This is a genomic window from Aeromonas sp. SG16 (genome assembly GCF_024436135.1).
Taxonomy (GTDB): Bacteria; Pseudomonadota; Gammaproteobacteria; order Enterobacterales; family Aeromonadaceae; genus Aeromonas; species Aeromonas jandaei.
Genome location: NZ_JANFNW010000013.1, coordinates 16,159 through 43,142, shown reverse-complemented (window position 1 = coordinate 43,142; position 26,984 = coordinate 16,159). Strand labels below are relative to the sequence as shown.

Below are 26,984 nucleotides of genomic sequence, written 5' to 3'. Positions count from 1 at the left end.
TTCATGAGTAAGCTGGTTCTTGTTCTTAACTGTGGCAGCTCTTCCCTGAAGTTTGCTGTCATTGACGCAACCACCGGTGATGACCTGCTGTCCGGCCTGGCCGAGTGCTTCAACCTCGACGACGCCCGCATCAAGTGGAAACTGAATGGCGAGAAAGGCAGTGCCGATCTGGGCGCTGGAGCCGCTCACCAGGAAGCGCTGGACTTCATCGTCAACAAGATCCTGCCGCTCAACCCGGAACTGTCCAAGAACCTGATCGCCATCGGTCACCGCGTTGTTCACGGCGGTGAGCGCTTCACCTCTTCCGTTGTCATCTGTGACGACGTGATCGCCGGCATCGAAGCCGCCGTTCCGTACGCGCCGCTGCACAACCCGGCTCACCTGATCGGTATCCGTGAAGCCCGCCGCGTATTCCCGGCGCTGGCTGACAAGAACGTGGCCGTATTCGATACCGCGTTCCACCAGTCCATGCCGGAAGAAGCCTTCCTGTACGCTCTGCCGTACAAGCTCTACAAAGAGAACGGTATCCGTCGCTACGGCGCTCACGGCACCAGCCACTACTACATCAGCCTGGAAGCAGCCAAGCAGCTGAACAAGCCGGTTGAAGAGCTGAACATCATCAACTGCCACTTGGGCAACGGCGGCTCCGTCTGCGCCATCAAGAACGGCAAATCTGTTGATACCTCCATGGGCCTGACTCCGCTGGAAGGCTTGGTGATGGGTACCCGTTCCGGTGATCTGGATCCGGCCATCATCTTCTTCCTGCACGACAAGCTGGGCATGAGCGTGGCCGATATCAACACCATGCTGACCAAAGAGTCCGGCCTGCTGGGTCTGACCGAAGTAACCTCCGACTGCCGTTTTGTTGAAGACAACTACGACAGCAAAGAAGAAGCCAAGCGTGCTATGGACGTTTACTGCTATCGCCTGGCCAAGTACATCGGCGCCTACGCTGCCGCCATGGACGGTCGTCTGGACGCCGTTGTTTTCACCGGTGGTATCGGTGAAAACTCCGCCCCGATCCGTGAAATCACCCTGAACAAGCTGGGTCTGCTGGGCTTTGACGTCGATCACGACGCCAACCTGAAAGCTCGTTTCGGCAAGGGTGGCGAGATCACCAAGGCTGGTTCTACCAAGGCCCTGGTAATCCCGACCAACGAAGAGTGGGTTATCGCCCACGACGCGCTGGAACTGGTCGGCGCTTAATTGACGCAGTAACTCGAGGCCGCCCACCAGGGCGGCCTTTTCCTGATCCCAAAAAATGAACAAGGGGTATAAAGTGGCACGCACTATTATGCTTATCCCGGTCGGCACTGGTGTCGGCGTAACTTCCGTAAGCCTTGGCGTTGTTCGCGCCATGGAGCGTCACGGTGTCAATGTCAGCTTCTTCAAACCGGTTGCCCAGCCACGTCCGGGTGAAACCGGCGCCGAGCGCTCAACCGCCGTTATCCGCGCAGCTGCCAACATCAATCCGCCCGAGCCCTTCACCCTCTCCTACGCCGAGAACATGATCAGCTCCAGCAACACCGATATCCTGCTGGAAGAGATCGTTGCCCGCTTCGAAGAGCACGTGAAATCCAGTGGTGCCGAAGTGCTGGTTGTCGAAGGTATGGTGCCGACCGACAAGCAGCCCTTTGCCAACAAGCTGAACTACGACGTTGCCAAGGCGCTGGATGCCGACATGGTATTCGTGACCCACCCGGGCCATGACTCCAGCCAGAAGCTGAAAGAGCGCATCGAACTGGCCTGCTCCAACTTCGGTGGTGTCAACAACCCCCGCATCGTTGGTTGCGTGATCAACAAGGTTGGCGCGCCGGTTGACGAGCATGGCGTAACCCGCCCTGACCTGACCGAGATGTTCGAAGCCCATCACCACGCTTCCGACGCCGCCCACAACCTGGAAGTGCTGCAAGTGTTCGGCAAGAGCCCGCTGCGCATTCTGGGTTGCATCCCCTGGAACACCCAGCTGATCGCCCCGCGCGCCAAGGATCTCGCCAAGCATCTGGCCGCCAAGATCCTGCACAAGGGTGAGCTGGACAGCCGCCGTCTGCAGACCGTGACCTTCTGTGCCCGCTCCATCCACAACATGGTCGAGCACTTCCGTCCGGGCAGCCTGCTGGTCACCTCCGGTGACCGCTCCGACGTCATCGTTTCCGCCTGCCTCTCCGCCATGAACGGCGTCAAGCTGGGTGCCCTGCTGCTGACCGGTAACTATCATCCGGAACCGCAGGTAATGGCCCTGTGCCAACAGGCGATGGCCACCGGCCTGCCGATCATGATGACCGGCACCAACACCTGGCAGACCGCCGTCAGCCTGCAGAACTTCAACGTCGATATTCCGGAAGATGACCGCGAGCGTATCGAGCTGGTACAGGACTACGTCGCTGGCCACATCGACAAACACTGGATCGAGTCGCTGACTGTCAGCTCTACCCGTTCCCGTCGTCTGAGCCCGCCGGCATTCCGTTATCAGCTGACCGAGCTGGCCCGTCAGGCCAACAAACGTGTCGTGCTGCCGGAAGGCGACGAACCGCGCACCATCAAGGCTGCCGCCATCTGTGCCGAGCGTGGCATTGCCCGTCCGGTGCTGCTGGGTAACCCGGAAGAGATCCGTCGCGTTGCCGAACAGCAGGGTGTAGTACTGACCGATCGCGTCGAAATCATCGATCCGGCCGTTGTGCGCGAGCGCTATGTGCCGCGTCTGGTCGAGCTGCGCAAGAACAAGGGCATGACCGAAGTGGTTGCCCGCGAGCAGCTGGAAGACAACGTGGTACTGGGTACCATGATGCTGGAGCGCAATGAAGTTGACGGCCTGGTATCCGGCGCGGTGCACACCACTGCCAACACCATCCGTCCGCCGATGCAGATCATCAAGACCGCTCCGGGCTCTTCCCTGATCTCCTCCATCTTCTTCATGCTGCTGCCTGATCAGGTGCTGGTCTACGGTGACTGCGCGATCAACCCGGATCCGACTGCCGAGCAGCTGGCCGAGATCGCCATCCAGTCCGCCGACTCCGCTGCCGCGTTCGGCATCGAGCCGCGCGTCGCCATGATCTCCTACTCTACCGGTACCTCTGGCGCCGGTGCCGATGTAGAGAAAGTGCGTGAAGCGACCGAGCTGGCCAAGGCCAAGCGCCCCGATCTCATCATCGACGGCCCGCTGCAGTACGATGCGGCCATCATGGAGAACGTGGCCAAGTCCAAGGCACCGAACTCACCGGTTGCCGGTAAAGCCACCGTGTTCGTCTTCCCTGACCTGAACACCGGTAACACCACTTACAAAGCGGTGCAGCGTTCCGCTGACCTGGTCTCCATCGGCCCGATGCTGCAAGGCATGCGCAAGCCGGTCAACGACCTCTCCCGCGGCGCCCTGGTTGACGACATCGTCTACACCATCGCCCTGACCGGTATCCAGGCTGCTCAGGCTGACGAACAAGCTTAATCAGCATCCGTCTGAAAAAACCGATCACAAAGGCTGCTCACCCAAGGTGAGCAGCCTTTTTTGTTGGGAATTTTTCTGAAGGCAGCATAACCAACCGAAGATTCAGGATCAGACAGATAAAAGTGTGAGTGCTTTATGAAGCTTCACGCCCTGCCATACAATAATTTCCATTTTGTATGTGCCGATAAAAGTCTTTATATATCTTGTCGTTAGTCGAAAACAGCAATCTCTTATAGCAAAGCAACCCACTAGCAATACCTGTAAAAAATGACAGCCATCACACCTTCCAAATCTGGTTAATCATCCATACGAATCCCCCACCACAAGGAAGTGTGAAATGCGTAAAAACAGCCTGCCCATCATCATGTTGCTCTCCGCCCTCCCGTTGTTCACCCAGCCCTCACTGGCCGCAGACAAGGTCGTGCCCAAGCAGGTCACCACGGTTGCCGCCAAGCAGGAGAGCGGCAAAGTGGATATCAATACGGCAACCCTTGCCGAGCTCACCAACCTCAAGGGGATTGGCGACAAAAAGGCCCAAGCCATCGTCGACTATCGCGAAAAACAGGGGAAATTTACCTCAGTTGATCAACTGGTTGATGTAAACGGCATCGGCCCGGCCACTCTGGAAGCCAACCGTGACATGATCATCGTCAAATAACGTCCGAGCACTGCATATGCAAATGGGGCAGCCTGTGGCTGCCCCATTTTTCTTCGGGTATCATGGGCCCACTTTGTATCTCTGGATATCTCTCCATGAAAAAGACACCTCTCGTTGTTCGCAAGGCCGTGCTCCCGGTAGCCGGTCTGGGTACCCGCATGCTTCCCGCCACCAAGGCCATTCCGAAAGAGATGCTGCCGGTGGTCGACAAACCCCTGATCCAGTACGTAGTGCGCGAAGCCATCGCCGCCGGTATCAAAGAGATCGTGCTGGTCACCCACTCCAGTAAGAACTCCATCGAAAACCACTTCGACAAGAGTTTCGAACTGGAAGCGACCCTCGAGAAGCGGGTCAAGCGTCAGCTGCTGGAGGAAGTACAGCAGATCTGCCCGAAAGACGTCACCATCATGCACGTCCGTCAGGGTGAGGCCAAAGGTCTGGGCCACGCAGTGCTCTGCGCCCGCCCGCTGATCGGTGACAACCCGTTTGCCGTGCTGCTGCCGGATGTGCTGATCGATGAGGTGGCCAGCGATCCGAAAAAAGACAACCTAGCCGAAATGGTACACATGTTTGAAGAAGACCAGATCAGCCAGATCATGGTGGAAGCCGTGCCCGAGAGTGAAGTGGACAAATATGGTATCGCCGACATCAAGGGTGAAGCACTGACCGAAGGGATGTCCCTGCCGATGCAGGCGATCGTCGAAAAACCGCCGCGTGATGAAGCCCCCTCCAATCTGGCGGTAGTGGGCCGTTATGTGCTCTCTTCCAATATCTGGCCGCTGCTGGAAAAAACCCCTGCCGGCGCCGGTGACGAGATCCAGCTGACCGATGCCATCGCCATGCTAATGGAGCAGGAGCAGGTCAACGCCTACTTCATGAAGGGCAAGAGCCACGACTGCGGCAGCAAGATCGGTTATATGAAGGCGAATGTGGAGTATGCCGTGCGTCACCGCGAGCTGAACGGCGAATTCATCGGCTGGCTGAAGCAGTTCGTCAAGCAGTTGTAATAGCTGAAAATTCCGTTTTTCATAGTGGTATTCAAGGAGCATCAAATGATGCTCCTTTTTCATTTGTGCAACAAAAAATCAATCAAGAATAAATAAATCCTCAGCAAATCATAATGTTGTAATTTATTCACACATGCTCTATAAGGATTGAGGCGTGTTTCTCGCCCTTGCATAAAAAACTCAAAAAAATATAAGACACAGGTGGAAGTTCCAATGAATAACCCGTCAAAAGGGACCTTTTTAGGTCACCCTAAAGGGCTTTTTTTGCTCTTTAGTACCGAACTCTGGGAGAGATTCTCCTATTACGGCATGCGTGCCGTACTGGTGCTCTATCTGACCGACCTGACTGCCAATGGCGGCCTGGGCTGGAGTCAGGCAGACGCCCTCAAACTCTACGGTATCTATACCGGTCTGGTTTACATCACTCCGCTGATCGGCGGCTGGCTGGCTGACACCTTCCTGGGTCAACGCCGTGCCATCCTGATCGGTGCCGTGCTGATGGCCGCGGGCCAATTCACTCTGGCTCTGCCCCACGCCATGTTCCCGGATATGGTCAACAGCGTCTTCTATACCGGTCTGGCTCTGCTTATCGTGGGTAACGGCCTGTTCAAGCCGAACATCTCCACCATGGTAGGCGACCTCTATGCAGAGGGTGACCACCGTCGTGACGGTGCCTTCACCATCTTCTACATGGGTATCAACCTGGGCTCCCTGCTGGCAGGCGTGATCTGTGGTGCTGCCGCGACCGCCTACGGCTGGCAAGCTGCCTTCGTCGGTGCCGGTATCGGTATGCTGCTCTCTCTGGTGATCCAGGCGACTCTGGCCCAGCGTTTCCTCGGCGACATCGGCCGTGTGACTGCCGCCCAGCGTGCCGCCGCTCTGCGCACTACCGAGCAGAAAGCGCCGCTGACCAAGCAGGAAGTGGATCGCATCAAGGTCATTCTGGTGCTGGGTCTGTTCACCATCATCTTCTGGGCTGGTTTCGAACAGGCCGGCGGTCTGATGAACCTCTATACCCAGGAGTACACCGACCGCATGATCGGCTCTTTTGAAGTGCCGACTGCCTGGTTCCAGTCCCTGAACCCCTTCTTCATCATCACTCTGGCGCCGGTCGTTGCGGCCATCTGGATCAAGCTCGGCAAGAAAGAGCCGAACTCTCCGGTGAAATTCGCCATGGGTCTGCTGTTCCTGGCCGTTGGTTTCCTGTTCATGGTCGGTGCCGTGCTGCAGCAGGGTGGTGACAACACCGTCAAGACCTCCATGTTCTGGCTGGTTGGCGCGTACCTGTTCCACACCCTGGGTGAGCTCTGCCTCTCCCCGATCGGCCTCTCCATGGTGACCAAGCTGGCTCCGCTGCGTCTGGCCTCACTGATGATGGGTGCCTGGTTCGGCTTCGTGGCTCTGGCCAACTACGCTGCGGGCTTTATCGGCTCCTTCGTGGGTGAAGCCGGCCCCATCGCCATCTTCGGCGGTATCGCTCTGGCTGCCGTGATCAGTGCCGTGATCCTGCTGACCATGGCCAACCGTCTGGTCTACTGGATGCACGGTGCCGAAGGCCCGGCAAAATCCACTGACCATCAGGATGAAAAACTGCAGTCCGCTACCGCATAAGCAAGTTGGACAAGCAGACATAAGAGAGGGCGCCGATGGGCGCCCTCTCTTTTTATCTGACCGATATTCAACTGTGGCACCATGGCCGTCAGTGGTAACGCACCTGAACATGAAGGGCGCTGCCGCTATCGCTACAAAACTGCAGATCAAAGGGCTCGTGCCAGCTGCGCTTGTGCAGGGCATAGTGGCTGCTGCGCATCAAGCCAAGGGGCAAGCCACCCGAGCGCATCAGCCAGTGGGGAGAGGTGAGCCCTGCATTGGCAAACACCAGCCCATCCTCCTGATCAAACAGCAGTGCCGCCATGGCAAAAGAGCTGCGCAGCCCCGACTCCATCAACTGATGATTGAGGTAGTCGAGCAGCCGATGTGGCTGACTCAATAACTGGCTCTCTTTACGCTGGAACTGGCGATAAGGGACATTCATCAGCGAGCGCACCAGCGCCCCGCAGAAGGCGGCATCCGTCCCCATGATGGGCAACTCCATCACCAATACCAGTAACTTGTCCCCCACCTTGAAGGTGTCGGGAATAAAGAGCTGGCCCAGCCCCTTGAACGTAATCTGCCAGGGGCCCCACTCCTGCAATCCCGGCGGTTTCAGTCCGGCCAGCAAACGGCTGGCGGCCCGATCGTGGGCACTGAAGTACTCCATATGATCCATCAGCTCCAGCTGCTGACTGCGTGTCCCCTGACTCTTGAGGCACTGCTCTATGCTGCGCTCGACCAGCGCGTAATCTTCCAGCGGCTTGAGCAGGTAATCGCGCGCACCGGCGCGCAGGGCACCAGCCACTGCCTCCATAGTGCTCTGGGCCGAGATGACGATAACCGGGATATCGGGGTAGCGAGCAGAGAGGCAGGCGATCACTTCGTGACCATCCATATTGGGCATGTTGAGATCGCAGAGCACCACATCGGGATGGTAGAGAGCTGCGGCTGACAGACCCTCAATCCCGTCTTCGGCCTGAAATACCGTTGCCCCGTCCCGTGCGAGGTAACTCACTAGCGAGTGGCGAAAAACGGCTTCGTCCTCCACCACCAGGATCCGTAGCCCGGCTCTTAACATCTTGATAAAGCTCTTATTAGTCAATTGGTTATTTAGGTATTAAGACTAGTTCAAAAGTGAGGTATCCGCGGAAACGATGCGTCAAAAATAGACCTTGGTCAGGTTCTGAGCGACAGATTGCTCTATTAACAACCACATAGCAGCACAACCTCTCCCCACAATGTCGCTACCTCCATGCGAATTGTGCAAGCCCCTGCCATAGGGGATAATGGCCGCCACACAAGCGTATAAAGAAGACCATGACTCCAGCCGAATACAGTGCCCTCGCCCACCCCAGATTGTCCCATCCGGCCCGCAGTCTCTATACCCTGCAGCTGCGCAGACTGGTGCTGGAAAATCAGTTGGCCCGGATTAACTATCCCGAGCTGGGTCGCGCACTGGCGGTGGTTGACCCGGGCGATCCCTGCGGCTTCTCGTTTCAGGTCAACGCCCGCCAGCTCACCGAACTGTTCGATGAACTGATGGAGGCGGGCCTGCTGCAGGTCGAGGCTCAGCCCGAGAGTGAGCACTACCATCAGTGTCCGTTCCAGTTGCCGCTACTGACCCAGAAATTGCGCAGCCCGCTGCCGGAACGCCCCTTCCAGATGCATCTGCAATGGCGCCCGGACGAAGAGCTGCCCGCCCTCGCCCGTCTGTGCGGGGTGATCGATGCCAGCTATAGCGAAGAGGATCTGGGAGAATTTATCGCCTACTGGCTGGGGCGCCCCGAGGTGTTCGACTCCCAGCATCAATGGATGCTCAAGTTTATTCGCGCCCTCAAGACCCGCCGCTATACCCGTCGCAAGCCGATGGAGGTGCAGGGCTATCAGCAGGTGACGCCGGCCCCGGCAGAGTCGGGCCCCAGCAAACGGGCCCAACAGATGATTGAAGAGGCAAAGCGGCTGGCAGAGAGCCAGCAGATGCCTGCCCAGACACCGGATAATGATTGATACCATCTGCCTGCTGCAGGCAGAATCAGACCCCTGTCCCATCCCTGATCAAGCAGAAGGAGCATTCCATGACTGACCCGCAAGATCCCCTGCGCCAGGAGCTGGAAGAGATCGAAGCCAAGCGCCAGAAGATCGCCAAGGCCAAGCAGGACCACCGTGTTCACGATCCGGAATTGAGCCGCCATGTGGGTGGCCTGCTGGAGCGCATTCGTCGCCTGCAGCAAGAGACCGGCGGCGGCCAGTATGACTACGAGACCCTGCGCAAGGAGTACGACGCCAAGGCCAACGCCGAGGTGCGCGAGCTGCAGAAGGCGGCCCGTCAGGAGCGGATCCAGAAGCTGATCGCCCAGGCCGACCTCAACCCCGACTGGGTGTTCGACAAGATGGATGCTACAGATCCGGCGCTGCAATATCCCATCGAGACCGCCCGTTACTTTATCAGCGGTTTCGAGCACTGGGAGAAGAGCGGTGGCGGCTGCATGCTCATCTACGGCGACTACGGCACCGGCAAGTCAACGCTGGCTGGGGCGGTTGCGCACGAGCTGATCGAGCGTCACCAGAAATCGGTGATCTTCCAGCAGTGGGCCTCCATCGTCGATCGCCTCTTCTTCAACGTGATCCCCGATCAGGACGAGCGCAACCAGTACCGCCGCGCGCTGGAAGAGGTGGATCTGCTGATCATCGACGAGGTATCGGCCAACCGCGCCAAGATGGCGGAGAGCCAGTCCAGTTTCCTCGGCCACCTGCTGCGCCGCCGTCGCAACCTGTCAAAAAGCGTCATCATCATCACCAACCACACGCCCCAGACCCTGCATCAGGCGATCGGTGATTTCAGCTATGAGGCTATCAAGGCGTTCAATCCGGTGGATATCCACCTGAGCGGTCCAAGCCGTCGCCCCAGCATCGGCAACTACAACGGCTGATCCCCTCTCAAAAGAGTGCGAGTCACTGGCGGCTCGCACTTTCTCATCCTTGTCGACTCACAAATAGAAACAACTCTCATTTACAGCGGACAAACAAGCCACTAGGCTAGCCCCTTTTGCCAAGGGAGCTCAGCTATGCCAACCACACTGATTTTCGGAGCCAGCCGCGGGCTGGGCCGCGCCTTTACTCACCACGCCCTGAACAAGGGTCACCGGGTGGTTGCGCTGGTACGCAGCCCCGAGATGGCTACGGAACTGGAGGCGCTGGGAGTTGAGGTGATCGAGGGGGATGCGCTGGATCCGGCAGCGGTGCAGCAGGCCTGCATTGCTGCAGGGCAAGATGCCCAAGTCGTCTCTACCCTCGGCAGTTTCCGTCAGGTTGTGCCGGTGGACTATCAGGGCAACCGTCATGTGATCGATGCCATGGAGCAGGCAGGCCTGAAACGGCTGCTGCTGGTCACCTCTCTCGGCTGTGGCGACAGCTGGTCATATTTGCCGCAGCGGGCCCGCGCCGCCTTCGGCCACGAGGTGCGTCTCAAGAGTCTGGCGGAGAGCTGGCTGCAGACCAGCTCCCTCGCGTGGACCATTCTGCGCCCGGCGGGCCTGCAGGATGGCGATGCCACCGGCCGCGCCGAACTCAGTCAGGACAAGGAGGTTCACGGACTGGTGCGCCGCGCCGATGTGGCTGCCCAAGGCTTGTGCCTGTTGGCCGATACTGCTGCGGTGGGGCAAATCTACGCCATCGGCGATCCCACGCTCCAGCGCGGCTAAAGCAGCAGTAAAACTGCTCATACCCACCACGTAGCAAAACGGTCAGCCCAAGGGCTGACCGCTTTCGCTATACCGCACAAGCTATCTCACGGGCGCTTGCACCATCCCGCTAACCGGCGGTCGTTTCACTCTGCACGACTGACGGGCGAGCAACCGGCAACGACTGCTGCCGCCAACGCAGCAGCAGGCAGGCCAGCACGCCGTAGAGCAGCGCCAATCCCCACAAGTGCCACCAGTAGCGGGCAACCTGCGCAAAGTCGGCCCCCATCTGGTTGAGGCGCAGAAAACCCTTGATGGCGGGGATAGTGGGCACCCACTGAGCCAGCCAGTTGAGGGGGGCAGGGATCAGCTCGAGCGGCCAGATAAAGCCCGCCAGAAAGACCAGCGGCAGGGAGGAGATGAGCACCACTTGAGTGGGCAGATCACGCCGGGTAAAGATCGCGCCGAGCACCACGCCAAACCAGCAGGTCGCCAGCAGGAACGGCAGGGCAAACAGCCAAAGCTGCACCGGATCTGCATGACGAGCGATGTTGTAGTGATCGAAGCAGAAGCCGAGGAAGTAGCTCACCGGCAGCAAGAACAACCCCGCCAGCACCAGAGTTCTGGCCAGCAGCAACGGCAGTACAGGCGCGCTTTGCCAGTAACCATGCTCGCCGCGGCAGCTGCGCTGGTTCTGGGTCGCTCCCAGGATCCCCGCCCCCATCAGCAGCACCTGATGCAGGATCAGCACGAACACCGCCGGCACCACGTAGTTGACATAGCCCATGGTAGGGTTGAACACCGGCACCACGTTAAGGGCCACCGCATTCCAGCCCATGGCCGCTTGTGGCAGCGCCTCGCCGTGGCTCAGCAGCCGCGCCACCTTCACCTGCGCGGCGAGAGTGCCGCCGGCCTGCGCCAGCCCCTCGGCAATGGTACCGTAGACCAGAAAGTAGGAGGCATCACCGGCATAACTCAGGGTGACGCTCTGGCCCAGCATCAGATCCCGATAGAAGTGGTTGGGGATATGCAGGATCCCGCTCGCCTGCCCGGCCATCATCAGCTGCCGCGCTTCATCCAGTGAATTGGCCCGCGCCACCAGCTTCACCTGCGGCGTGGCATCAGCCATAAACTCCAGCTGGCGCGATAGCTGACTGCCATCTTCGTTGACCACCACCACCGCCTCTTCCCGCGGCAACTGATGCAGATAGGGTTGGGGGTAGAGGAAGGAGTAGAAGAACACCCCGCCAAACAGGGTCAGCATGATGGCGCGATCCGCCAGCAGGGTGCGCAACTCGAGGCGCAACAGATCGACAAATCCCAGCATCACTCAGGCTCCTTTTCGGCGACTGCCACTGCGGCTGATTGACGGGCCAGCTCGGCCTGCTGCTTGTAACGGCGCACCACCAGCAGCAAGGGGAGCAGGAACAGCAGCAAGGCCCCCAGTTGCGGCAGCGCCGATGCGAGCGGCAGACCGTAGTTGCTCTGACCAATCTGCAACTCGACATAGTGAGAGACCGGCAACAGGCTGCGCCAGAAGCGGGCGAAATCCCCCATGGCACTCACCGGAAAGGTGACTCCCATAAAGGCAAAACCGGGCGCAGTGTAAGCCCCCGCCAGCGACAGAGCGCGGGCCGGATCCCGGATGATGCCGTAGAAAAAAGCCCCCATGGTGACGCAGGCGGCCGAGGCGAGCCCCAGCCCCACCAGCAATACCAGCCAGCTACCGTGCATGGGGTAGGAGAAGCCCTTGAACAGCAGCAGCGTCCAGACAATCCCCCAGCCCCAGCCAATCAGCACGTGGGGCAGCAGGGTGCGCCAGAGACCAAACCAGACACCGCGAGTGGTCCAGTCCAGCCCCAGCCGATCGGTACGGGCCAACGCATTGAGGCCGAACAGCACCACCAGGATCTGCCACACCGCAGGCAGAATAGCGCTCAGCAGAAACTGGGCATAGCTGGAGTTGAGGTTATAGAGCGCGGTCACCTGGCTGCTGATGGGCACTGACTGCCCGAGTGCGCCGGGCAGCGCCTTGCCGTCAGCCATCGCCTCCAGCACGCCCACCTGACCGTTAAGAGTGCCTACCACCTGCGCCAGCGCAGAGTTGACCAGCTTGGCGATGAGGATGAACTGGCCGTTGTTGAACACCGTCACCTGCGGCTGGGTGCCCTGACGGGCATCACGCTCCAGATGGTTGGGGATCACCACCAGCGCATAGATATCGCCACCGCGCAGGGCGTGGGCACCTGCATCGATGGAGTCAAACTGTTGCGCGACCTTGAGCCCAGCCGAGCCATCCAGCGAGAAAGCGAGCTGGCGCGAGAGCATGCTGTGGTCGAGATCCACCAGCCCCACCTTGAGGTCGCGGGCCAGCCCTGCCGAGAAGATCCAGCAGAGGATCCCCATCAACAGCAGAGGCACCCAGCTCATCAGGGCACGACTGAACGGATCCTGCCACAGCAGCCGAAATTCACGTCCCATCAGAGTTCAACCAGCACACTCATGCCAACCCGCAGCCCCTCAACCGGTTGCAGCGGGCGAGCCTCCACCTGGAAGCTCTTCATGTCGAAGCCCTGACGGGTATCGGTGGCACGCCAGGTGGCGAAATCACCCATCACGGCCACATGGGTCACCTTGAAGCGCACCATCTGATCGCCAAGGCCCGGGATGCGGGCATCGAACTCGGTACCGACCGGGAAGCGGGGCAGCAGATCCTCGCGCACGTGGAACTGGGCCCAGGCATCGCTCATGTCGAGCAGGGTCACTACGGGGAAGCCCTGCGGCGCCAGCTCGCCGCTACGCAGCAGCACCTGACTTACCTCGCCGGAGTGGGGGCTGACGATACGGGTATCGGCCAGATAGGCCTCAACCTCGGCCACCGAACCGGCCGCCATCTTGGCCTTCTCGCGAGCAGCGATCTTGGTCTCTTCCCGCGCCCCTTCCAACGCCATCTGGTACTGCTGCCACGCCATCCCTTCGCTGTAGCGGGCGGCTTGCCAGGCGGTCCAGGCCTCATCGCGTTTTTGCAGCGGCATCACGCCGTCGCGGTGCAAGCTGGCCACCCGCTCATAGGTCTTGCCACGCAGGGCTGCAGCGGCCTTGGCTTTTTGCCACTGATCCTTGGCCGCAGCGATCTGCTGGGCTCGGGCTCCTTTCTCCGCCTCTTGCGCCAGCGCACCCGCAGCCGCTTCACCCGCCTTTGCCTGGCTCAGCTTGGCTTCAATCTCGGGGCTCGCCAGAGTAAAGACCAGCTGATCCCTGGTCAGCTGATCACCCTTTTTCACCAACACTTCGTCGATGCGCCCCGGCACCTTGGAGGAGACCGAATACTGCTGTGCTTCAATTTGCCCTTGCAGATGCACCGGCTCCGGCTGATAGGCGAGCCAGAAGCGCCAGCCCAGCCAGACCACCAGGATCACCAGCACCAGCGGCAACAACAGCGGTTTACCCTGGCTCATCTTCTTTTTGATGGGGGGATGGCTCATCACTTCACCTCGACAAACGGGCGACCCTTGGCGGTCGAAACAGAGATAGAAAAAGGCACGGACTGAAGTGCGATCATGAGTTCACCTCGATCACCTGACCGCGCTGATATTGATTGAAACTGTTCATCTGGCCGGAGAGGGCCAGCAGGCGAGCCAGCGACACCACATATTGATAAGCCGCCGCCGCGCGCTGGGTCTTGACCCCAGCCAGCTGGTTCTGGGCATCCACCACATCGAGTGACGTGGAGAGCCCCTGCCCGAAGGCCTTGTCCCGCAGCAGCACGTTCTCCTCGGCCAGCGCCTGGGTGGAAGAGAGGGATTGATACTCCTCCAGCCCCTGCGCCGCTTCACGCCAGGTCTTTTCCACCAGCAGCTTCAGATCCTCACGGGTCTTGGCCTGCAGCAGATTTACCTGCAGCTCGGCACTCTTGGCGGCCTGCACCGTCTCGGAGCGGCCATCGCGGCTCACCAGCGGCATGCTGACGCCCACCCCCACCAGCCAGTCCGGCGCGGTCTTGGAAGCTATCGAATCATCTTCATAGAGGTTGTAGTTACCGAACAGGAACACCTCGGGGGCATATTTGCCCTGCTCGACCCGGATCATCCCCTTGGCCTGCTCTTTCTTGGCACTGAGCAATTTGAGGCCGGGGTGAACTTCCAGGGTCTGTTGCACCAGCCCATCGAGGCGCGGCAGCTCACTGTTGACGAACAGGCCGCTGCCCGGCTGGGCATCTGGCAACTTCAGCATGCGGCCAAGGGCCAGTTCGGCGATCTCGAGACTGCGGCGCGCCTTCTGGGTATCGATACGGGCGCGGTCATAGGCCGACTGGGCGGAGAGGCGCTCCACCTTGGCAATTTGCCCCTGCGCTTCGAGCTTCCTGGCGTGATCCAGATGGCGGGCCAGCCCGTCCTCAATATCCTGCTTGGTCTGTACCACCTGACCTGCCAGCACCACACCGAAATAGGCCTGGGAGAGGCTCTCGAAAGTGGACTGCTCCTTGAGCACCAGCAGCTGTTGCGCCTCGCTCACCTGCGCCTGACGGATATCCTGCGCCGCATCGATGCGACCGCCGGTAAAGAGTGGCCAGAGCATCTTGACCGAGCTGGTCACGACATTCTGCTTGGTCAGCGGGGTAACGAAGTCATTGGGGGTGAGATGCGGGATCGGCAAGCCGCCCAGGAGCTGCTGCAGCGCCTTGAGCATCTCCGGATGGCTGGCGATGGGATTGAGATCCATCATATCGAGTTCCATCGGCTGATCGAGGTGGGTATAGCTGGCGCCCACATCTACCTTGGGCAGATACATGGATTTGGCAGCCTCGCGCAGCTGCTTGGCGCGATCAACCCCTGCCTGTTCGGCGGCCAGCCCCTCATCCTGCTGGATGACCCGGGTCCAGGCCTCGCTGAAACTGATGGTCTGTGCCTGCGCCGACCCCAGCACGGCACCCAGCAGACACGGCCAGAGTGATGTAATGAACCTTGACGTCATAGATCCCCAATCCGCATTGTTGCAAAAATGTTTGGAGCTTTTGCTCGCATAAGCCCGCCATCATAACGCAAACGAGGCCGACAAGTGGACAGACAATTATGCAAGGGGCTGGCCCGAATGGTACAGCACTCCCTGAGGGTCAATCTGGCCGTTTTTCAATAACTCCAGAATTTGCAAGCCTTGGCGCGACGTTTTTTTCAGAAAAAAATGGCTGACGCTCAAATACTAACCTTTTCTCCTGCCTAAAAAATGCGTAATATACGCCGCCCTAAGCCGATGGTAACCGTGGAATGCAGATAGGTCCCCACACGCTTGAAACTCCCTTGATCGTGGCTCCCATGGCCGGTGTAACTGACCGACCATTCCGTGAACTTTGTTTGCGACTGGGGGCCGGCATGGCCGTTTCCGAGATGCTGCTGGCCAACCCGGATGTCTGGGATACCCAGAAAACCCGGATGAGGATGGATCACTCTGCAGAAGGCGGTTTGCGATCGGTCCAGATTGCCGGAGCCGACCCCGAGATGATGGCGTTTGCTGCCCGCTACAACGTGGAGCAGGGCGCACAGATCGTCGACATCAACATGGGATGTCCGGCAAAAAAAGTGAATAAGAAGCTGGCAGGTTCAGCCCTGCTGCGATACCCCGATCAGGTCAAAGCAATTTGCCGGGCCGTGGTGGATGCAGTGGAGGTGCCTGTCACCTTGAAGATCCGCACAGGATGGGATCCGGATAACCGCAATGGCGTGGAGATCGCCCGAATCGCCGAAGATTGCGGTATCGCGGCCCTCGCCGTGCATGGTCGTACCCGTGCCTGCCTCTACAAGGGCGAAGCGGAGTACGACACTATCAGGGCGATTAAGCAGGCCGTATCGATTCCTGTTGTCGCCAATGGCGACATCAACAGCCCGGAAAAGGCCCGGTATGTCCTCGACTATACCGGCGTCGACGCCGTGATGATCGGCCGAGCTGCGCAAGGACGACCCTGGATTTTCCGGGAAATCCGTCATTTTCTTGAGACGGGCACCAAGCTGCCGCCTCCCGAAAGGGAAGAGGTTCGCACCCTGATGAACGAGCATGTAACCAACCTGCACCAGTTTTATGGTGCATATCTGGGAGCGCGCATAGCCCGTAAACACGTGGGCTGGTATCTGGATGAAGAAGAGACGGGCCGAGAATTCCGTAAGCACTTCAATGCCCTGGATTGTGCAGACGCACAACTTGAGGCACTCGAAGCGTATTTCGATGGATTAGGTTAACGCATAACTAAAGAGCCGACCGAATATGTTCGAACAAACCCTGACTTCTGATGCATTGGTAACAACTACTCACAATCACGCTGCCGAGCCGACCCAGCGCCCCCTGCGTGACTCTGTGCAACAGGCCCTGCGTAACTACCTGGCCCAGTTGAACGGTCAGGAAGTGATTGATCTGTACGATATGGTTCTTTCCGAAGTCGAAGCGCCGATGCTGGACGTGATCATGCAGTACACCCGCGGTAACCAGACTCGCGCCGCCGTGATGATGGGCATCAACCGTGGTACCCTGCGCAAGAAGCTCAAGCGTTACGGCATGAACTGATTGCTGGCCTGATGCCGCGCAAGCGGAACAGGGCAAAGATGAAAGGCGCCGGGTAGCAATACCCGGCGCCTTTCTTTATGCTCCCCTTCCCACTTCCCCACTACAAGCGCTATGAACCGCACGCCCCTGCTGCTGATGGTACTGGTCACCCTGCTGGCCGCCGCCGGCTGGCTCTTCTCGAAAGAGGCGATCCGCGAACTGCCGCCCGCCGCCTTTATCGGCAGCCGCTTTCTGCTGGCAGCCCTGCTTTTGCTCCCCCTGGCCTGGTTGCGCGAGCCACCGCCGACCCGAGCCCAGATGGTGCGCGCCGCCGGTTGTGGCACCCTGCTCGGCGCCAGCCTGCTACTGTGGGTCACCGCCATCAGCCAGAGCGATGCGCTCGGCAGCGGCGCCTTTATCATGAGCGTCGCCACCCTGATGGCCCCGCTGGCTGCATGGGCCGCCTTTCGGGCCAAACCCGGCCGCCACTACTGGCTCACTCTGCCCATTGCCATCGCCGGTTTGCTGCTGCTCTCCAGCAGCACCCACTGGGGCGTATCGCTATCGCTGTTCTGGTTTCTGGCGGCTGCCACCACTCTCGGCATCCAGCTTGCCGTCCATCGCCACTTCGCCCAATCCATCGCCCCCACCTGGCTCACCTGCATCCAGCTGGCGATGACCGGTCTGCTCGGCACCCTGCTCTCCCTGCTGACCGAACAGTGGCCCGAGGCTGGAGTCAGCCACGGCATCTGGGGCTGGTTTGCGGCGAGCGTCTTGATCGCCACCACATTGCGCTACTGGCTGCTCACCCATGCACTGAGCAAGATGACTACCGCTCACGCAGCCCTGATGATGCTGCTGGAGCCGGTCTGGACCCTGATCCTGAGCACCCTCTTCTATAGCGAACCCCTCGGCGGTGCCAAACTGGCCGGAGCCGGACTGGTGCTCGGCGCCCTGGTGCTTTACCAACTGCCCCTGCTGCTGCGCAGTGCACGGCTCAACACGCCCGTCTGATACGCGTCACCGCCCTGCGGGGCGGTGTCACCATCTCCCTCCTGTTTGCCTATCTTGTCCTGCCAATGCTGACGTTCTGTTAACGGCATTTAACCCTTGGTATCCATAGGGTTAAAGGGCATACCCCATGAAAAAATGCCATATGGCCAGCTTGATGAAGGTCACATTCCTCCCCCGCGACCCTCCCTATCATGCCCCCATCATCGGTCTGGACAATCCTGACGATGGCCACACATGGGAATAACAAGAGAAAAAACTATGCAGCAAACCAGCCCCCTCAAGACGGTCACGGTCAGCATATTGGCAACCGCCATGCTGATCTTTGTGGCCCAGTACCTGATAGGCAAACAGGAGATCAAGATCGGCATCGCCATCATCCCGATCCTGCCGATGCTCTTTGCCGTCATCATCGGCATGATTGTCTCCGCCAAACCGGTCAAGGAACGCATCCCCGGCTGGAAGCAGCTCTTCACCGAAAAAGAAGAGGGCTTCTGCGGCAAGATGGTGGGCTTCAGCCTGCTGATCCTGGGCACCCAGTATGCGGGGATGATCATCCCCAATCTGAAGATGATCCTGAGCGTCGGCGTGCCGCTGTTCCTGCAGGAGATTGGCAATCTGCTGCCGATCCTGATCGCCATCCCGCTGGCGGTGAAGTTCGGCTTTGGCCGTCGCGCCATCGGGGCCTGCTCCTCCATCAGCCGTGAGCCGTCCGTTGCGGTAATTCAGGGCAAGTTCGGCACCGGCTCCCAGGAGTACATCGGCGTGCTGGCCATCTACCTGTGCGGCTCCGTCATCGGTACCCTCTGGTTCAGCGTTCTGGGCAGTATCGCCCCGCTCACCGGCCTGCACCCGCTGGCGCTGGCTGCCGGTTCCGGCGTGGGATCAGGCTCCATGCTGAGTGCCGCCTCCGGTGCCCTGATCAACGGTCTCGACGAAGCACTGGCTCAGCAGGTGCTGAGTATCGCGGCTGCCTCGAATCTGCTCTCGTCTGCCCTCGGCGCCCTCTCTCTCACCTATCTGGGTCTGCCGCTCGCTGAAAAAATCTATGCCCTGACTGCCAAAGGAGAGAAAGCATGAAAAGCATCGTAATGGATATGCGGTTCGTCTTTCTGGCGATCCTGCTGGCCATGTTTACCCAGACCCTGACCACCGGCACTCCGCTCTGGCTGATGGGTGACAGCTTCGTCGCCATGTCACTGGTGGTGTTCGCTTCGCTGATTGCCAAGCGCTATCTGCCCTCCTCCCTGCCGGCATTTGCCTATGCCACCATCATCGGCATTCTCATCTGCCTGCCGGAGACCCCGGTGCGCGGCCTCTTTATCGACGCCGTCGCCAAGATCTCCTTTCTCTCCTGCTGCGTACCGCTGCTGGCCTTCGCCGGTCTCTCGGTGGGCGGTCAGCTGGAAGAGCTGAAGAAGATGTCCTGGAAAGTGATCCTGATCTTCATGATCGTCTCCACCTGCTGCTTCTTCGGCGCCTCGCTGGTGGCCCAGCTCGGCTTCTCCATTCAAGGGATCATCTGATGAACAACATCCACATTGAACCGGCCCTGCTGGCCCTGCGCGACTTCAGCCACGAAGTGCGCCACCACCTGCACACCATTCCGGAGGCCTCCGGCGTCGAGTTCAAGACCTCGGCCTACTGCCGCGAGCTGATGGCAGGCTTTGGCTACCGTCTCACCGACTACCCGGGCTTCACCGGTTTCCACGGCGATCTGGTGGTTGACCCTGTGCTGCCGACCATCGCCTTCCGTGCCGATATGGATGGCCTCGAGATGCACGACATGAGCGACGTTGCGTTCAAGTCGACCCACGAGGGGATGGCTCACAACTGCGGTCACGACTCCCATATGGCGATCGCCCTGACTGCGGCCAAGTTTCTGGCCGCCAACCGCGATCGCCTGCAGTACAACGTCCGCTTTATCTTCCAGATGGCGGAAGAGGATATGCGGGTGCCGGGCGCCGAGAAGATGGTGGAGCTGGGCTGCATGAAGGGGGTGGACGAGGTCTATGCCCTCCATAACGACGGCGCCATGGAGACCGGCACCATCAAGTTCAACCTCGGTGTCATGTCCTCCTGGGGCTCTGCCTGGACGCTGGATGTGCACGGTATCTCCGCCCACGGCTCTACCCCCCACAAGGGGCTGGATGCCATCCGCGAAGCGGTGCGGATCATCGAGGACATGGACTACATCGTCGCCAAGCGCACCAGTCCGTTCAGCCCGGCGGTGTTTGGCTGCGGCATGATCAACGGCGGCACCATCCCCAACGCCATCGCCGACCATGTGCAGGCGCGCGGCACCATCCGTGCCATGGATGCCGAGACCGACCAGATCCTGAAGCACAGCTTCAAGGAGATCGTGGCCCAGAGCGAACTGCGCGGCTTCAAGACCAAAATGGTCTATGCCGGGTATCCGGCGGTTGAGAACCACGCCGAGGCCTGCGCTCGTCTGTTGCAAGCGGCCGCCGACGTATTGCCCTCCGAGGGGATCAACGCTCAGGGTCAGCCGATGACCGGCAGCGAGGATTTCAGCTACATGGTCAACGCCTGCCGTGGCCGCAAGGGAGCCATGTTCTTCCTCGGCAGCGGCTGTCAGGCCAAGGGGATCTGCAACTACCTGCATGCAAATCCCTACTACCTCGATGACGACTGCCTGCTGGTCGGAGCCCAGATCTTTATCAATCTGGCGACCCGCAGCGCTTAATCCCGCATACCGATAAAACAACAAGAGAGGCCACGGCCTCTCTTTTTTTGTCTCTGTATTTTTGCTCTGTGTACGACAAACAACCCGCGGCTAGAGCCACGGCAACTCCACCATATTGGCGGCGGGAGGCTGGTTGATTAGGTGCAGTTGCACCGTTTCCCGGCTGATATGGGGGGCGTAGAGGTGGATAAAGTCGTACATGTAGTCGCGCAGATGGGCATGCTTGCGCAGGCAGATATGGGTGGCGCTCGAGGCGATCAGGTGGTCGATGTTGAGGCTCACCAGATCCTCCCTGTCCCCCTCGTCGAAGGCCACGCTGGCAATCACCCCGACCCCCATCCCGAGCCGGACGTAGTGCTTGATCACATCGGTGTCGGTGGCGGTCAGCACAGTTTTCGGCGAGAGGCCGTGGCGGCTGAAGGCCTTGTCCATCTTGGAGCGGCCGGTAAAGCCGAACACATAGGTGATGAGGGGATAGCGAGCCAGATCGGCCATCGACAGCGGCTGGCAGTCGATCAGCGGATGACCGTGGGGTACCACCACGCTGCGCCCCCAACGATAACAGGGGACGGCGGCCAGCTCGTCGAACAGATACATGGACTCGGTGGCGATCGCCATATCCACATCGCCGCTTTGCACCATCTGGGCCAGTTGGGCAGGTGCCCCCTGATGGAGCTGGATCGCCACATCGGGATAACGACGGCTGAACTCGGTAATCACCGCTGGCAGCTTGTAGCGAGCCTGGGTGTGGGTGGTGGCGATACGCAGCACCCCGCTGGTGGCCAGTTGCTCCCCGAGCGACAACTGGTTGATCTGCTCCACCTGCGCCACTACCCCCTTGGCCAACTCCATCACCTGCTCGCCTGCGCTGGTCAAGCCGACCAGATTTTTCCCCTTGCGGGTAAAGAGGGCGAGTCCCAGCTCATCTTCCAGCATTTTCATCTGCTTGCTGAGGGTGGGCTGGGAGGTGTAAAGCTTCTCCGCCGTCGCCGAGATGTTGAAGTTGTTCTTCACAATCTCGGTAAAGTTCTTGAGCCGGGCGATGTTCATCTGGGCAAGGGATCTCGCTGCTGCGGCCAGTGGTGCTGACCAGAAAAAGAGAGAGCGGGGCTGGCCCCGCAGCTGACTGCCGACCATACCACAGCGCGGCGCACGATAATCTGCCTCAGGTCAGAAAGCCGCGCGCTAGTCACTGGCGAGCTTGATCCCGAGTCCGACAAACAGGGTGCCGATGCCCCGGTTGAGCCAGCGACCGAGACGCTGTGACAACCGTACCTTGTGGCTGGCATAGACGGTGGTAAAGACCAGCAGGTGACACCAGATGATACCGCCCAGGTTGAAGATGCAACCGAGCAGGATAAAGGGGAGCGCCTTGTCGGAGGCATCCGGTGCGATGAACTGGGGCACGAAGGCGAGGAAAAAGAGCGCCACCTTGGGGTTGAGTACATTGGTCAGCACCCCCTGCCGGTAAATCTGACCATAGGAGAGGGCTGGCAGGGTGGCCCCTCTCTCCATTGCACCCGTAGCCTGCTGGCGCAGCAGGGAGAACCCCAGATAGATGAGGTAGATGGCGCCAGCCAGCTTGATGAGGGCAAACAGCTCGGCCGAGGCGCTAAGCAGGGCCGACAGACCGAGGGCCGCCGCCAGCACATGCACCATGACACCTGTGCCGATGCCCAACGTCGCGACCGAACCGGCACGCCACCCTTGCGAGCCGCTGCGCAACATGACCAGAAGGGAGTCCGGCCCCGGCATGATATTGAGCAGCAACCCCGAGACCATAAACAGTGCAAGATCATGAATACCGAACATCACCCCTCCCCTCGTAAAGAAAAACCAAACAAAAAGGGCTCCGCAGAGCCCTCTTTCCTTTCACTCTGCGGCAGCTGACGCATCATCAGCTGTCCCGCCAGCCATCAGGGCCGCAGCGCCTTGTCCGCCCGCGAGATGCCGCAGACACCGGAGCGCACCACTTCGATGATCTCGTTGGTCTGGGCGGCAGTCTTGATAAAGGCATCCAGCTTCTCGCTGGTGCCCACCAGCTGTACCGTGTACTGCTCGGGGGTGACGTCGACGATCTGGCCACGGAAGATATCCGCCAACCGTTTCAGCTCATCACGAGCGCCACCGGCGGCACGCGCCTTGACCAGCGCGATCTCCCGCTCGATATGCTCCCCTTCACTCAGGTCGCACACCTTGAGCACATCCACCAGCTTGTGCAGCTGCTTCTGGATCTGCTCCAGCACCCGCTCGTCACCCATAGTGACTATGGTCATGCGTGACAGGGTGGGATCCTCGGTCGGCGCTACCGTCAGGGTCTCGATGTTATAGCCGCGCTGGGAGAAGAGACCCACCACGCGGCTCAGGGCGCCGGATTCGTTCTCCAGCAGTACTGAAATGATGTGTCTCATCAGGTTCTCTCCGTCTTGCTCAGCCACATCTCATCCATGGCGCCAAACTTGATCTGCATCGGATAGACGTGCTCATCCGGGTCGACCGAGATATCCATGAACACCAGCCGATCCTTCATGGCGAAGGCTTTCTCCATGGCGCTCTCCAGCTCGGCCGGATCGCTCACCGCGATACCGACGTGGCCGTAGGCTTCCGCCAGTTTGACGAAGTCCGGCAGGGACTCCATGTAGGAGTGGCTGTGACGACCGCCGTAGAACATCTTCTGCCACTGCTTGACCATGCCCAGCGCACGGTTGTTGATGGAGATGATCTTGATGGGCACCCCGTACTGCATGCAGGTAGAGAGCTCCTGAATGTTCATCTGCACCGAGCCGTCGCCGGTGACGCAGCAGACCACCGCATCCGGGTTGGCAAACTGGGCCCCCATGGCAGCCGGAATGCCGAATCCCATAGTGCCGAGGCCACCAGAGTTGATCCACTGGCGCGGTTTAGCAAACGGGTAGTAGAGCGCGGCAAACATCTGGTGCTGGCCCACGTCAGAGGCGACGAACGCCTCACCCTGAGTCACCTTGTAGAGGGTCTCGATCACCTGCTGCGGCTTGATCTGGCTGGCCGACTTTTCGTAGGCAAGGCAGTGACGGGAGCGCCACTGGTTGATCTGGCTCCACCAGTCCGCCAGCGCCTCCTTGTCGTTATCGAACCCGCACTCGCGGATCACCTCCAGCATCTGCTCCAGCACGGTTTCCACCGAGCCGACGATGGGCACATGGGCCTGCACCGTCTTGGAGATGGAGGTGGGGTCGATATCGATATGGACCACGGTGGCATTGGGGCAGAACTTGGCCACGTTGTTGGTGACGCGGTCATCGAAGCGGGCACCCACGGCGAAGATGAGATCCGAGTTGTGCATGGTCTTGTTGGCTTCGAAGGTACCGTGCATCCCCAGCATGCCGATGGATTGCGGATGGGTGCCCGGGAAGGCGCCCAACCCCATCAGGGTGGTGGTGACCGGCAGGTTCAGCAGCTCCGCCAGCTTGATCACCAGATGATCCGCGTTGGCGTTGATGGCGCCGCCACCCACGTACATGACCGGGCGCTGGGCATCCACCAGCAGTTTGGCGGCCCGCTTGATCTGGCCCTTGTGGCCCGACTTGGTCGGGTTGTAGGAGCGCAGGGAGACCGTCTCGGGGTATTCGTAGGGGAATTTCTCTTTCGGATTCTGCACATCTTTGGGCAGATCCACCACCACCGGCCCCGGGCGGCCGCTGGCGGCAATGTAATAGGCCTTCTTGATGGCGGCCGGAATGTCGCTGGCTTTCTTGCACAGGAAGCTGTGCTTCACCACCGGACGGGAGATACCGATCATGTCGGTCTCCTGGAATGCATCCTCACCGATCATGCTGGTCGGCACTTGGCCGGAGAGGATCACCAGCGGAATGGAATCCATATAGGCGGTGGCAATACCGGTAATGCAGTTGGTTGCTCCCGGGCCGGAAGTAACCAGCACGGTTCCCACCTTGCCGGTGGAACGGGCGTAACCGTCAGCCATGTGCACCGCGGCCTGCTCGTGCCGCACCAAGACATGCTCCATCTTGCCGTTTTCGAAGAGAGCGTCATAGATGTCGAGCACCGAGCCACCAGGGTAGCCAAAGACGTGCTCAACTCCCTGATCCTCCAGCGCTCTAACCACCATCTGGGCGCCTGATAACATCTCCATGATAAAGCCCTCCAGGCTTTGCTCCGTTTAGCGAATCCCGCCGACGATGCCGTGCTTCCCGGCACGGCCCGATCCGTTTCTTGTTGTTATCTGAAGGCAGATCGGCCCAATTCAGCCCCGTCGGCAGCAGAAAAAAAGGATTTTTCCATCATTGACCCGAAAATCGGGTGAAAAACCAACTTAACCCGCCAATGAACGCTTGTCCACGGCTTTGTCGGCGGGTTCCAGTCAGACATTTCAGACAGTGCCCGGCCATAAGAGCTGCGGTAACAGAAACGGGAAGATGTCACGCCAATAGACAGAGAATTGTGCTGGCAGGTGAAAAAACGGCAATAAAAAAGCCCGCCGACAGTGGCGGGCTTTGTGGCAGCAGTGCGACCTAGTGGTCATCTTCCGGCTCGGCCAGCCAGATCTGCTGATCCGGATCGGTCTCTTCACTGACCGAGATGCTGACACCCATATCGAGCAGCTCGTGCAGGGTGAGATTGTCAGCCAGGTTCATGACTTCGCCGTTTTCATTGGTAAAGCGCATTTGCTCCATCCTCTCCTTGGTGGGATCGCCTTTCAGTCTAGTCAACCGCGCTCACTTGCGATAACCAGCAGCCAGACAAACCTTCACCACCCTCCAGCTCGCTCAGACGATCGCTCACCTCTTCGGGAAACAGCGTCCTCCCCCAGAGCCGACGTGACAGAGAGGAGACGCTCTCCTCGGCCCCTGCAGCCAGCCAGCTGGCCAGTTCTCGCGCCACATCGGGGTAGCAGACCATCCCCGGCGAGGCGCTGTCGAGCCAGCTGCGCACCAGATTGGCATCGAGGTAATCCATCAGGGTCGCCAGCCCCATCATCTCCAGAGTCTTGCCATTGGTCAGCTGCTCGAACTGGCCGCCAAGGGGCTTGACCAGCAGCTTCTTGCCGAGGCTGAGCGCCTCGGAGGCGAGCTCGAAGCCAGCGTTGGAGATGACGCCGCGACATCCTGCCAGCACATTGAGAAAAGCGATGCGCGAGGGGGGCTCAAAGCGCAGATTGCGCCACTGGCTCGGGCTGCGAATTGCGGGGTGAAAGCAGACAAAGCGCTGCTGGCCAAAGCGCGACAACAGGGCCGCGATCGCCTCGGTCTGCTCGAACGGCAGATAAACCAGGATCTCGCCGTTATCCGGCATCACCCGAACAGGATCGATCACCGGTGGCAAAATCGGTTGACCGAAGTGAAACCAGTGCAGCCCGAGCGGCTGATTGACCGGCGCAAAGTGGCGCATCAGCTGGCGACTCAAGCCATCTTCACCCCAGCGGGGGATCGGCCAGTTGAAGCTGGCCTGATGGCTGACGGTAAGGCTCGGGATACCGCAGCGACGGGCGGCGTGGGCGGTCAGCGGCTCAAAATCGCTCACCACCAAATCGTATCCGTGGCAGTCGAGCCTTTGCAGATCCTGCCAGAAGGTGAGCGGTGACGCCGCCTGCAGGGTACGCCACGGCGAGACCCGCCCCTCATGGCTGACGAAAGTGAGCCCGGCAAAAGTGCGGTACTCCCCGAACTCCTCCATATCGAAGTAGCGGTCGGCGGGTCGCCCGCTGAAGAGATAATCCACCTCGACCCCGGCCGCTCGCAGCGCCCGGGCCAAGGTGCGGCTGCGGCTGATATGGCCGTTGCCGGTGCCTTGCACGCCAAACAGTATCTTCATCCCTGACTCCAGCAAAGGGCCATCAGGGCACAGCCGCCCCCTAGCAGGGCGCCGGCCACCAGATCGCTCAGGTAGTGAACCCCGAGCAGCAGCCGGGATGCCCCCACCAGCGCCGCCCAGCCAAACAGCAGCGGCGCCCAGAGCGGAAAGCCTGTCGCCAGTATGGTGGCCATCAAGAAGGCAGCGGCAGTGTGGCCAGAGGGAAGGCTGTAACGATCGGAGGGGGTGATAAAGACCGGCAAACCGACTGGCCGTTGCCGTTTCAAGCTGTTTTTCAGCAGCAGATAGAGCGGCAACTCGATGGCAAAGGCGAGCAGCGCCAGCTTCACCAGCTCGCGTTCACTCTCCCCCTGCCACCAGAGCAGGGCCGCCAGAACCGCGTAAAGCGGGCCGTCACCGGTACGGGAGACAAGGCGACTCACCCTGGCTTGCTGCCGGTTATAGGTGTGCAGCAGACAGACCCGGCATACCTGCAGGTCCCATTGCTGGATCTTGTTCATAACCCCTCCTTCCCCGAGATCTCGTTGCAGAGTAGGGAGGCGGGATG

The 26,984-nt window shown here is 60.0% G+C and carries 26 protein-coding genes; 14 read left to right on the top strand and 12 right to left on the bottom strand.

What is annotated here, in order from left to right; all coding sequences use genetic code 11:
• The first annotated feature begins 3 nt into the window (after positions 1 to 3).
• The 5 genes from NOM67_RS20640 to NOM67_RS20620 all read left to right on the top strand — a co-directional run bounded on the left by NOM67_RS20640 (position 4) and on the right by NOM67_RS20620 (position 6,718).
• Positions 4 to 1,206, top strand: a complete 1,203-nt coding sequence (locus tag NOM67_RS20640) for an acetate kinase (protein ID WP_005341129.1) — start codon at positions 4 to 6, stop codon at positions 1,204 to 1,206.
• Positions 1,207 to 1,261: 55 nt separating this feature from the next.
• Positions 1,262 to 3,442, top strand: a complete 2,181-nt coding sequence (gene pta / locus NOM67_RS20635; RefSeq protein WP_005339119.1) for a phosphate acetyltransferase — start codon at positions 1,262 to 1,264, stop codon at positions 3,440 to 3,442.
• A 337-nt stretch (positions 3,443 to 3,779) separates the two neighbouring features.
• The gene (locus tag NOM67_RS20630) at positions 3,780 to 4,100 is read left to right on the top strand and encodes a ComEA family DNA-binding protein (protein ID WP_255939882.1); all 321 of its coding nucleotides are present in this window, start codon (positions 3,780 to 3,782) and stop codon (positions 4,098 to 4,100) included.
• A 95-nt stretch (positions 4,101 to 4,195) separates the two neighbouring features.
• On the top strand, positions 4,196 to 5,107 hold the full coding sequence (gene galU, locus NOM67_RS20625; protein WP_104015695.1) for a UTP--glucose-1-phosphate uridylyltransferase GalU: 912 nt from the start codon (positions 4,196 to 4,198) through the stop codon (positions 5,105 to 5,107).
• 213 nt (positions 5,108 to 5,320) lie between these two features.
• Positions 5,321 to 6,718 (top strand): peptide MFS transporter, encoded by a 1,398-nt coding sequence (locus NOM67_RS20620; RefSeq protein WP_042031806.1) that lies wholly within the window; start codon positions 5,321 to 5,323, stop codon positions 6,716 to 6,718.
• Between the two features lie 88 nt (positions 6,719 to 6,806).
• Here NOM67_RS20620 and NOM67_RS20615 read toward each other — a convergent pair whose 3' ends face one another.
• Positions 6,807 to 7,778, bottom strand: a complete 972-nt coding sequence (locus NOM67_RS20615; RefSeq protein ID WP_041210394.1) for a response regulator — start codon at positions 7,776 to 7,778, stop codon at positions 6,807 to 6,809.
• Positions 7,779 to 8,017: 239 nt separating this feature from the next.
• On the opposite strand from NOM67_RS20615, the gene NOM67_RS20610 reads away from it, so the two are divergent.
• The 3 genes from NOM67_RS20610 (at position 8,018) to NOM67_RS20600 (ending at position 10,401) form a co-directional block, all read left to right on the top strand.
• Positions 8,018 to 8,707 (top strand): DnaT-like ssDNA-binding domain-containing protein, encoded by a 690-nt coding sequence (locus NOM67_RS20610; RefSeq protein ID WP_255939877.1) that lies wholly within the window; start codon positions 8,018 to 8,020, stop codon positions 8,705 to 8,707.
• Positions 8,708 to 8,775: 68 nt separating this feature from the next.
• Entirely contained in the window at positions 8,776 to 9,630 is an 855-nt protein-coding gene (locus NOM67_RS20605; RefSeq protein WP_041210392.1) for a DnaA ATPase domain-containing protein, read from the top strand.
• 135 nt (positions 9,631 to 9,765) lie between these two features.
• The gene (locus NOM67_RS20600; protein WP_156852487.1) at positions 9,766 to 10,401 is read left to right on the top strand and encodes an SDR family oxidoreductase; all 636 of its coding nucleotides are present in this window, start codon (positions 9,766 to 9,768) and stop codon (positions 10,399 to 10,401) included.
• Positions 10,402 to 10,510: 109 nt separating this feature from the next.
• Here the strand turns inward: NOM67_RS20600 and NOM67_RS20595 are convergent, their stop codons facing one another.
• The 4 genes from NOM67_RS20595 to NOM67_RS20580 all read right to left on the bottom strand — a co-directional run bounded on the left by NOM67_RS20595 (position 10,511) and on the right by NOM67_RS20580 (position 15,354).
• Positions 10,511 to 11,707, bottom strand: coding sequence for an ABC transporter permease (locus tag NOM67_RS20595; protein ID WP_255939851.1), 1,197 nt, complete (start codon positions 11,705 to 11,707; stop codon positions 10,511 to 10,513).
• Positions 11,707 to 12,861, bottom strand: coding sequence for an ABC transporter permease (locus NOM67_RS20590; RefSeq protein WP_043851817.1), 1,155 nt, complete (start codon positions 12,859 to 12,861; stop codon positions 11,707 to 11,709). The genes NOM67_RS20595 and NOM67_RS20590 overlap by 1 nt, the downstream gene beginning before the upstream one ends.
• Entirely contained in the window at positions 12,861 to 13,865 is a 1,005-nt protein-coding gene (locus NOM67_RS20585) for an HlyD family secretion protein (RefSeq protein WP_255939848.1), read from the bottom strand. Before NOM67_RS20585 ends, NOM67_RS20590 begins: the two co-directional genes overlap by 1 nt.
• Positions 13,866 to 13,938: 73 nt before the next feature.
• Positions 13,939 to 15,354, bottom strand: coding sequence for a TolC family protein (locus NOM67_RS20580; protein WP_255939846.1), 1,416 nt, complete (start codon positions 15,352 to 15,354; stop codon positions 13,939 to 13,941).
• 290 nt (positions 15,355 to 15,644) lie between these two features.
• Between NOM67_RS20580 and dusB the strand changes: the two genes are divergently transcribed.
• The 6 genes from dusB to NOM67_RS20550 all read left to right on the top strand — a co-directional run bounded on the left by dusB (position 15,645) and on the right by NOM67_RS20550 (position 20,629).
• Positions 15,645 to 16,610: a tRNA dihydrouridine synthase DusB gene (gene dusB / locus NOM67_RS20575; protein ID WP_033114933.1), complete on the top strand. Its 966-nt coding sequence runs from the start codon at positions 15,645 to 15,647 to the stop codon at positions 16,608 to 16,610.
• A 25-nt stretch (positions 16,611 to 16,635) separates the two neighbouring features.
• Positions 16,636 to 16,932, top strand: a complete 297-nt coding sequence (gene fis, locus NOM67_RS20570) for a DNA-binding transcriptional regulator Fis (protein WP_005309538.1) — start codon at positions 16,636 to 16,638, stop codon at positions 16,930 to 16,932.
• A 111-nt stretch (positions 16,933 to 17,043) separates the two neighbouring features.
• Entirely contained in the window at positions 17,044 to 17,925 is an 882-nt protein-coding gene (locus NOM67_RS20565; RefSeq protein WP_255939843.1) for a DMT family transporter, read from the top strand.
• 258 nt (positions 17,926 to 18,183) lie between these two features.
• On the top strand, positions 18,184 to 19,002 hold the full coding sequence (locus NOM67_RS20560; RefSeq protein WP_104015728.1) for a DUF3100 domain-containing protein: 819 nt from the start codon (positions 18,184 to 18,186) through the stop codon (positions 19,000 to 19,002).
• On the top strand, positions 18,999 to 19,448 hold the full coding sequence (locus NOM67_RS20555) for a hypothetical protein (protein WP_005349183.1): 450 nt from the start codon (positions 18,999 to 19,001) through the stop codon (positions 19,446 to 19,448). Before NOM67_RS20560 ends, NOM67_RS20555 begins: the two co-directional genes overlap by 4 nt.
• Positions 19,448 to 20,629, top strand: coding sequence for a M20 family metallopeptidase (locus tag NOM67_RS20550; RefSeq protein ID WP_255939839.1), 1,182 nt, complete (start codon positions 19,448 to 19,450; stop codon positions 20,627 to 20,629). Before NOM67_RS20555 ends, NOM67_RS20550 begins: the two co-directional genes overlap by 1 nt.
• Positions 20,630 to 20,719: 90 nt before the next feature.
• On the opposite strand, the gene NOM67_RS20545 is transcribed toward NOM67_RS20550, so the two are convergent.
• The 7 genes from NOM67_RS20545 to NOM67_RS20515 form a co-directional block, all read right to left on the bottom strand.
• Positions 20,720 to 21,679: a LysR substrate-binding domain-containing protein gene (locus NOM67_RS20545; RefSeq protein WP_274160122.1), complete on the bottom strand. Its 960-nt coding sequence runs from the start codon at positions 21,677 to 21,679 to the stop codon at positions 20,720 to 20,722.
• 135 nt (positions 21,680 to 21,814) lie between these two features.
• Positions 21,815 to 22,441 carry a LysE family translocator gene (locus NOM67_RS20540; RefSeq protein ID WP_255939835.1) on the bottom strand — a complete coding sequence of 209 codons (627 nt, stop codon included), beginning with the start codon at positions 22,439 to 22,441 and terminating at the stop codon, positions 21,815 to 21,817.
• 104 nt (positions 22,442 to 22,545) lie between these two features.
• Positions 22,546 to 23,040, bottom strand: coding sequence for an acetolactate synthase small subunit (gene ilvN / locus NOM67_RS20535; protein ID WP_005311605.1), 495 nt, complete (start codon positions 23,038 to 23,040; stop codon positions 22,546 to 22,548).
• Positions 23,040 to 24,758, bottom strand: a complete 1,719-nt coding sequence (locus NOM67_RS20530) for an acetolactate synthase 3 large subunit (protein ID WP_042031822.1) — start codon at positions 24,756 to 24,758, stop codon at positions 23,040 to 23,042. The genes ilvN and NOM67_RS20530 overlap by 1 nt, the downstream gene beginning before the upstream one ends.
• A gap of 379 nt (positions 24,759 to 25,137) precedes the next feature.
• A complete protein-coding gene (locus NOM67_RS20525; protein ID WP_104015791.1) occupies positions 25,138 to 25,290 on the bottom strand; it encodes a hypothetical protein in 153 nt (50 codons plus the stop codon).
• A 37-nt stretch (positions 25,291 to 25,327) separates the two neighbouring features.
• Positions 25,328 to 26,437, bottom strand: coding sequence for an MJ1255/VC2487 family glycosyltransferase (locus NOM67_RS20520; protein WP_255939832.1), 1,110 nt, complete (start codon positions 26,435 to 26,437; stop codon positions 25,328 to 25,330).
• A complete protein-coding gene (locus NOM67_RS20515) occupies positions 26,434 to 26,937 on the bottom strand; it encodes a phosphatase PAP2 family protein (RefSeq protein ID WP_042031824.1) in 504 nt (167 codons plus the stop codon). The genes NOM67_RS20520 and NOM67_RS20515 overlap by 4 nt, the downstream gene beginning before the upstream one ends.
• Positions 26,938 to 26,984 lie beyond the last annotated feature (47 nt).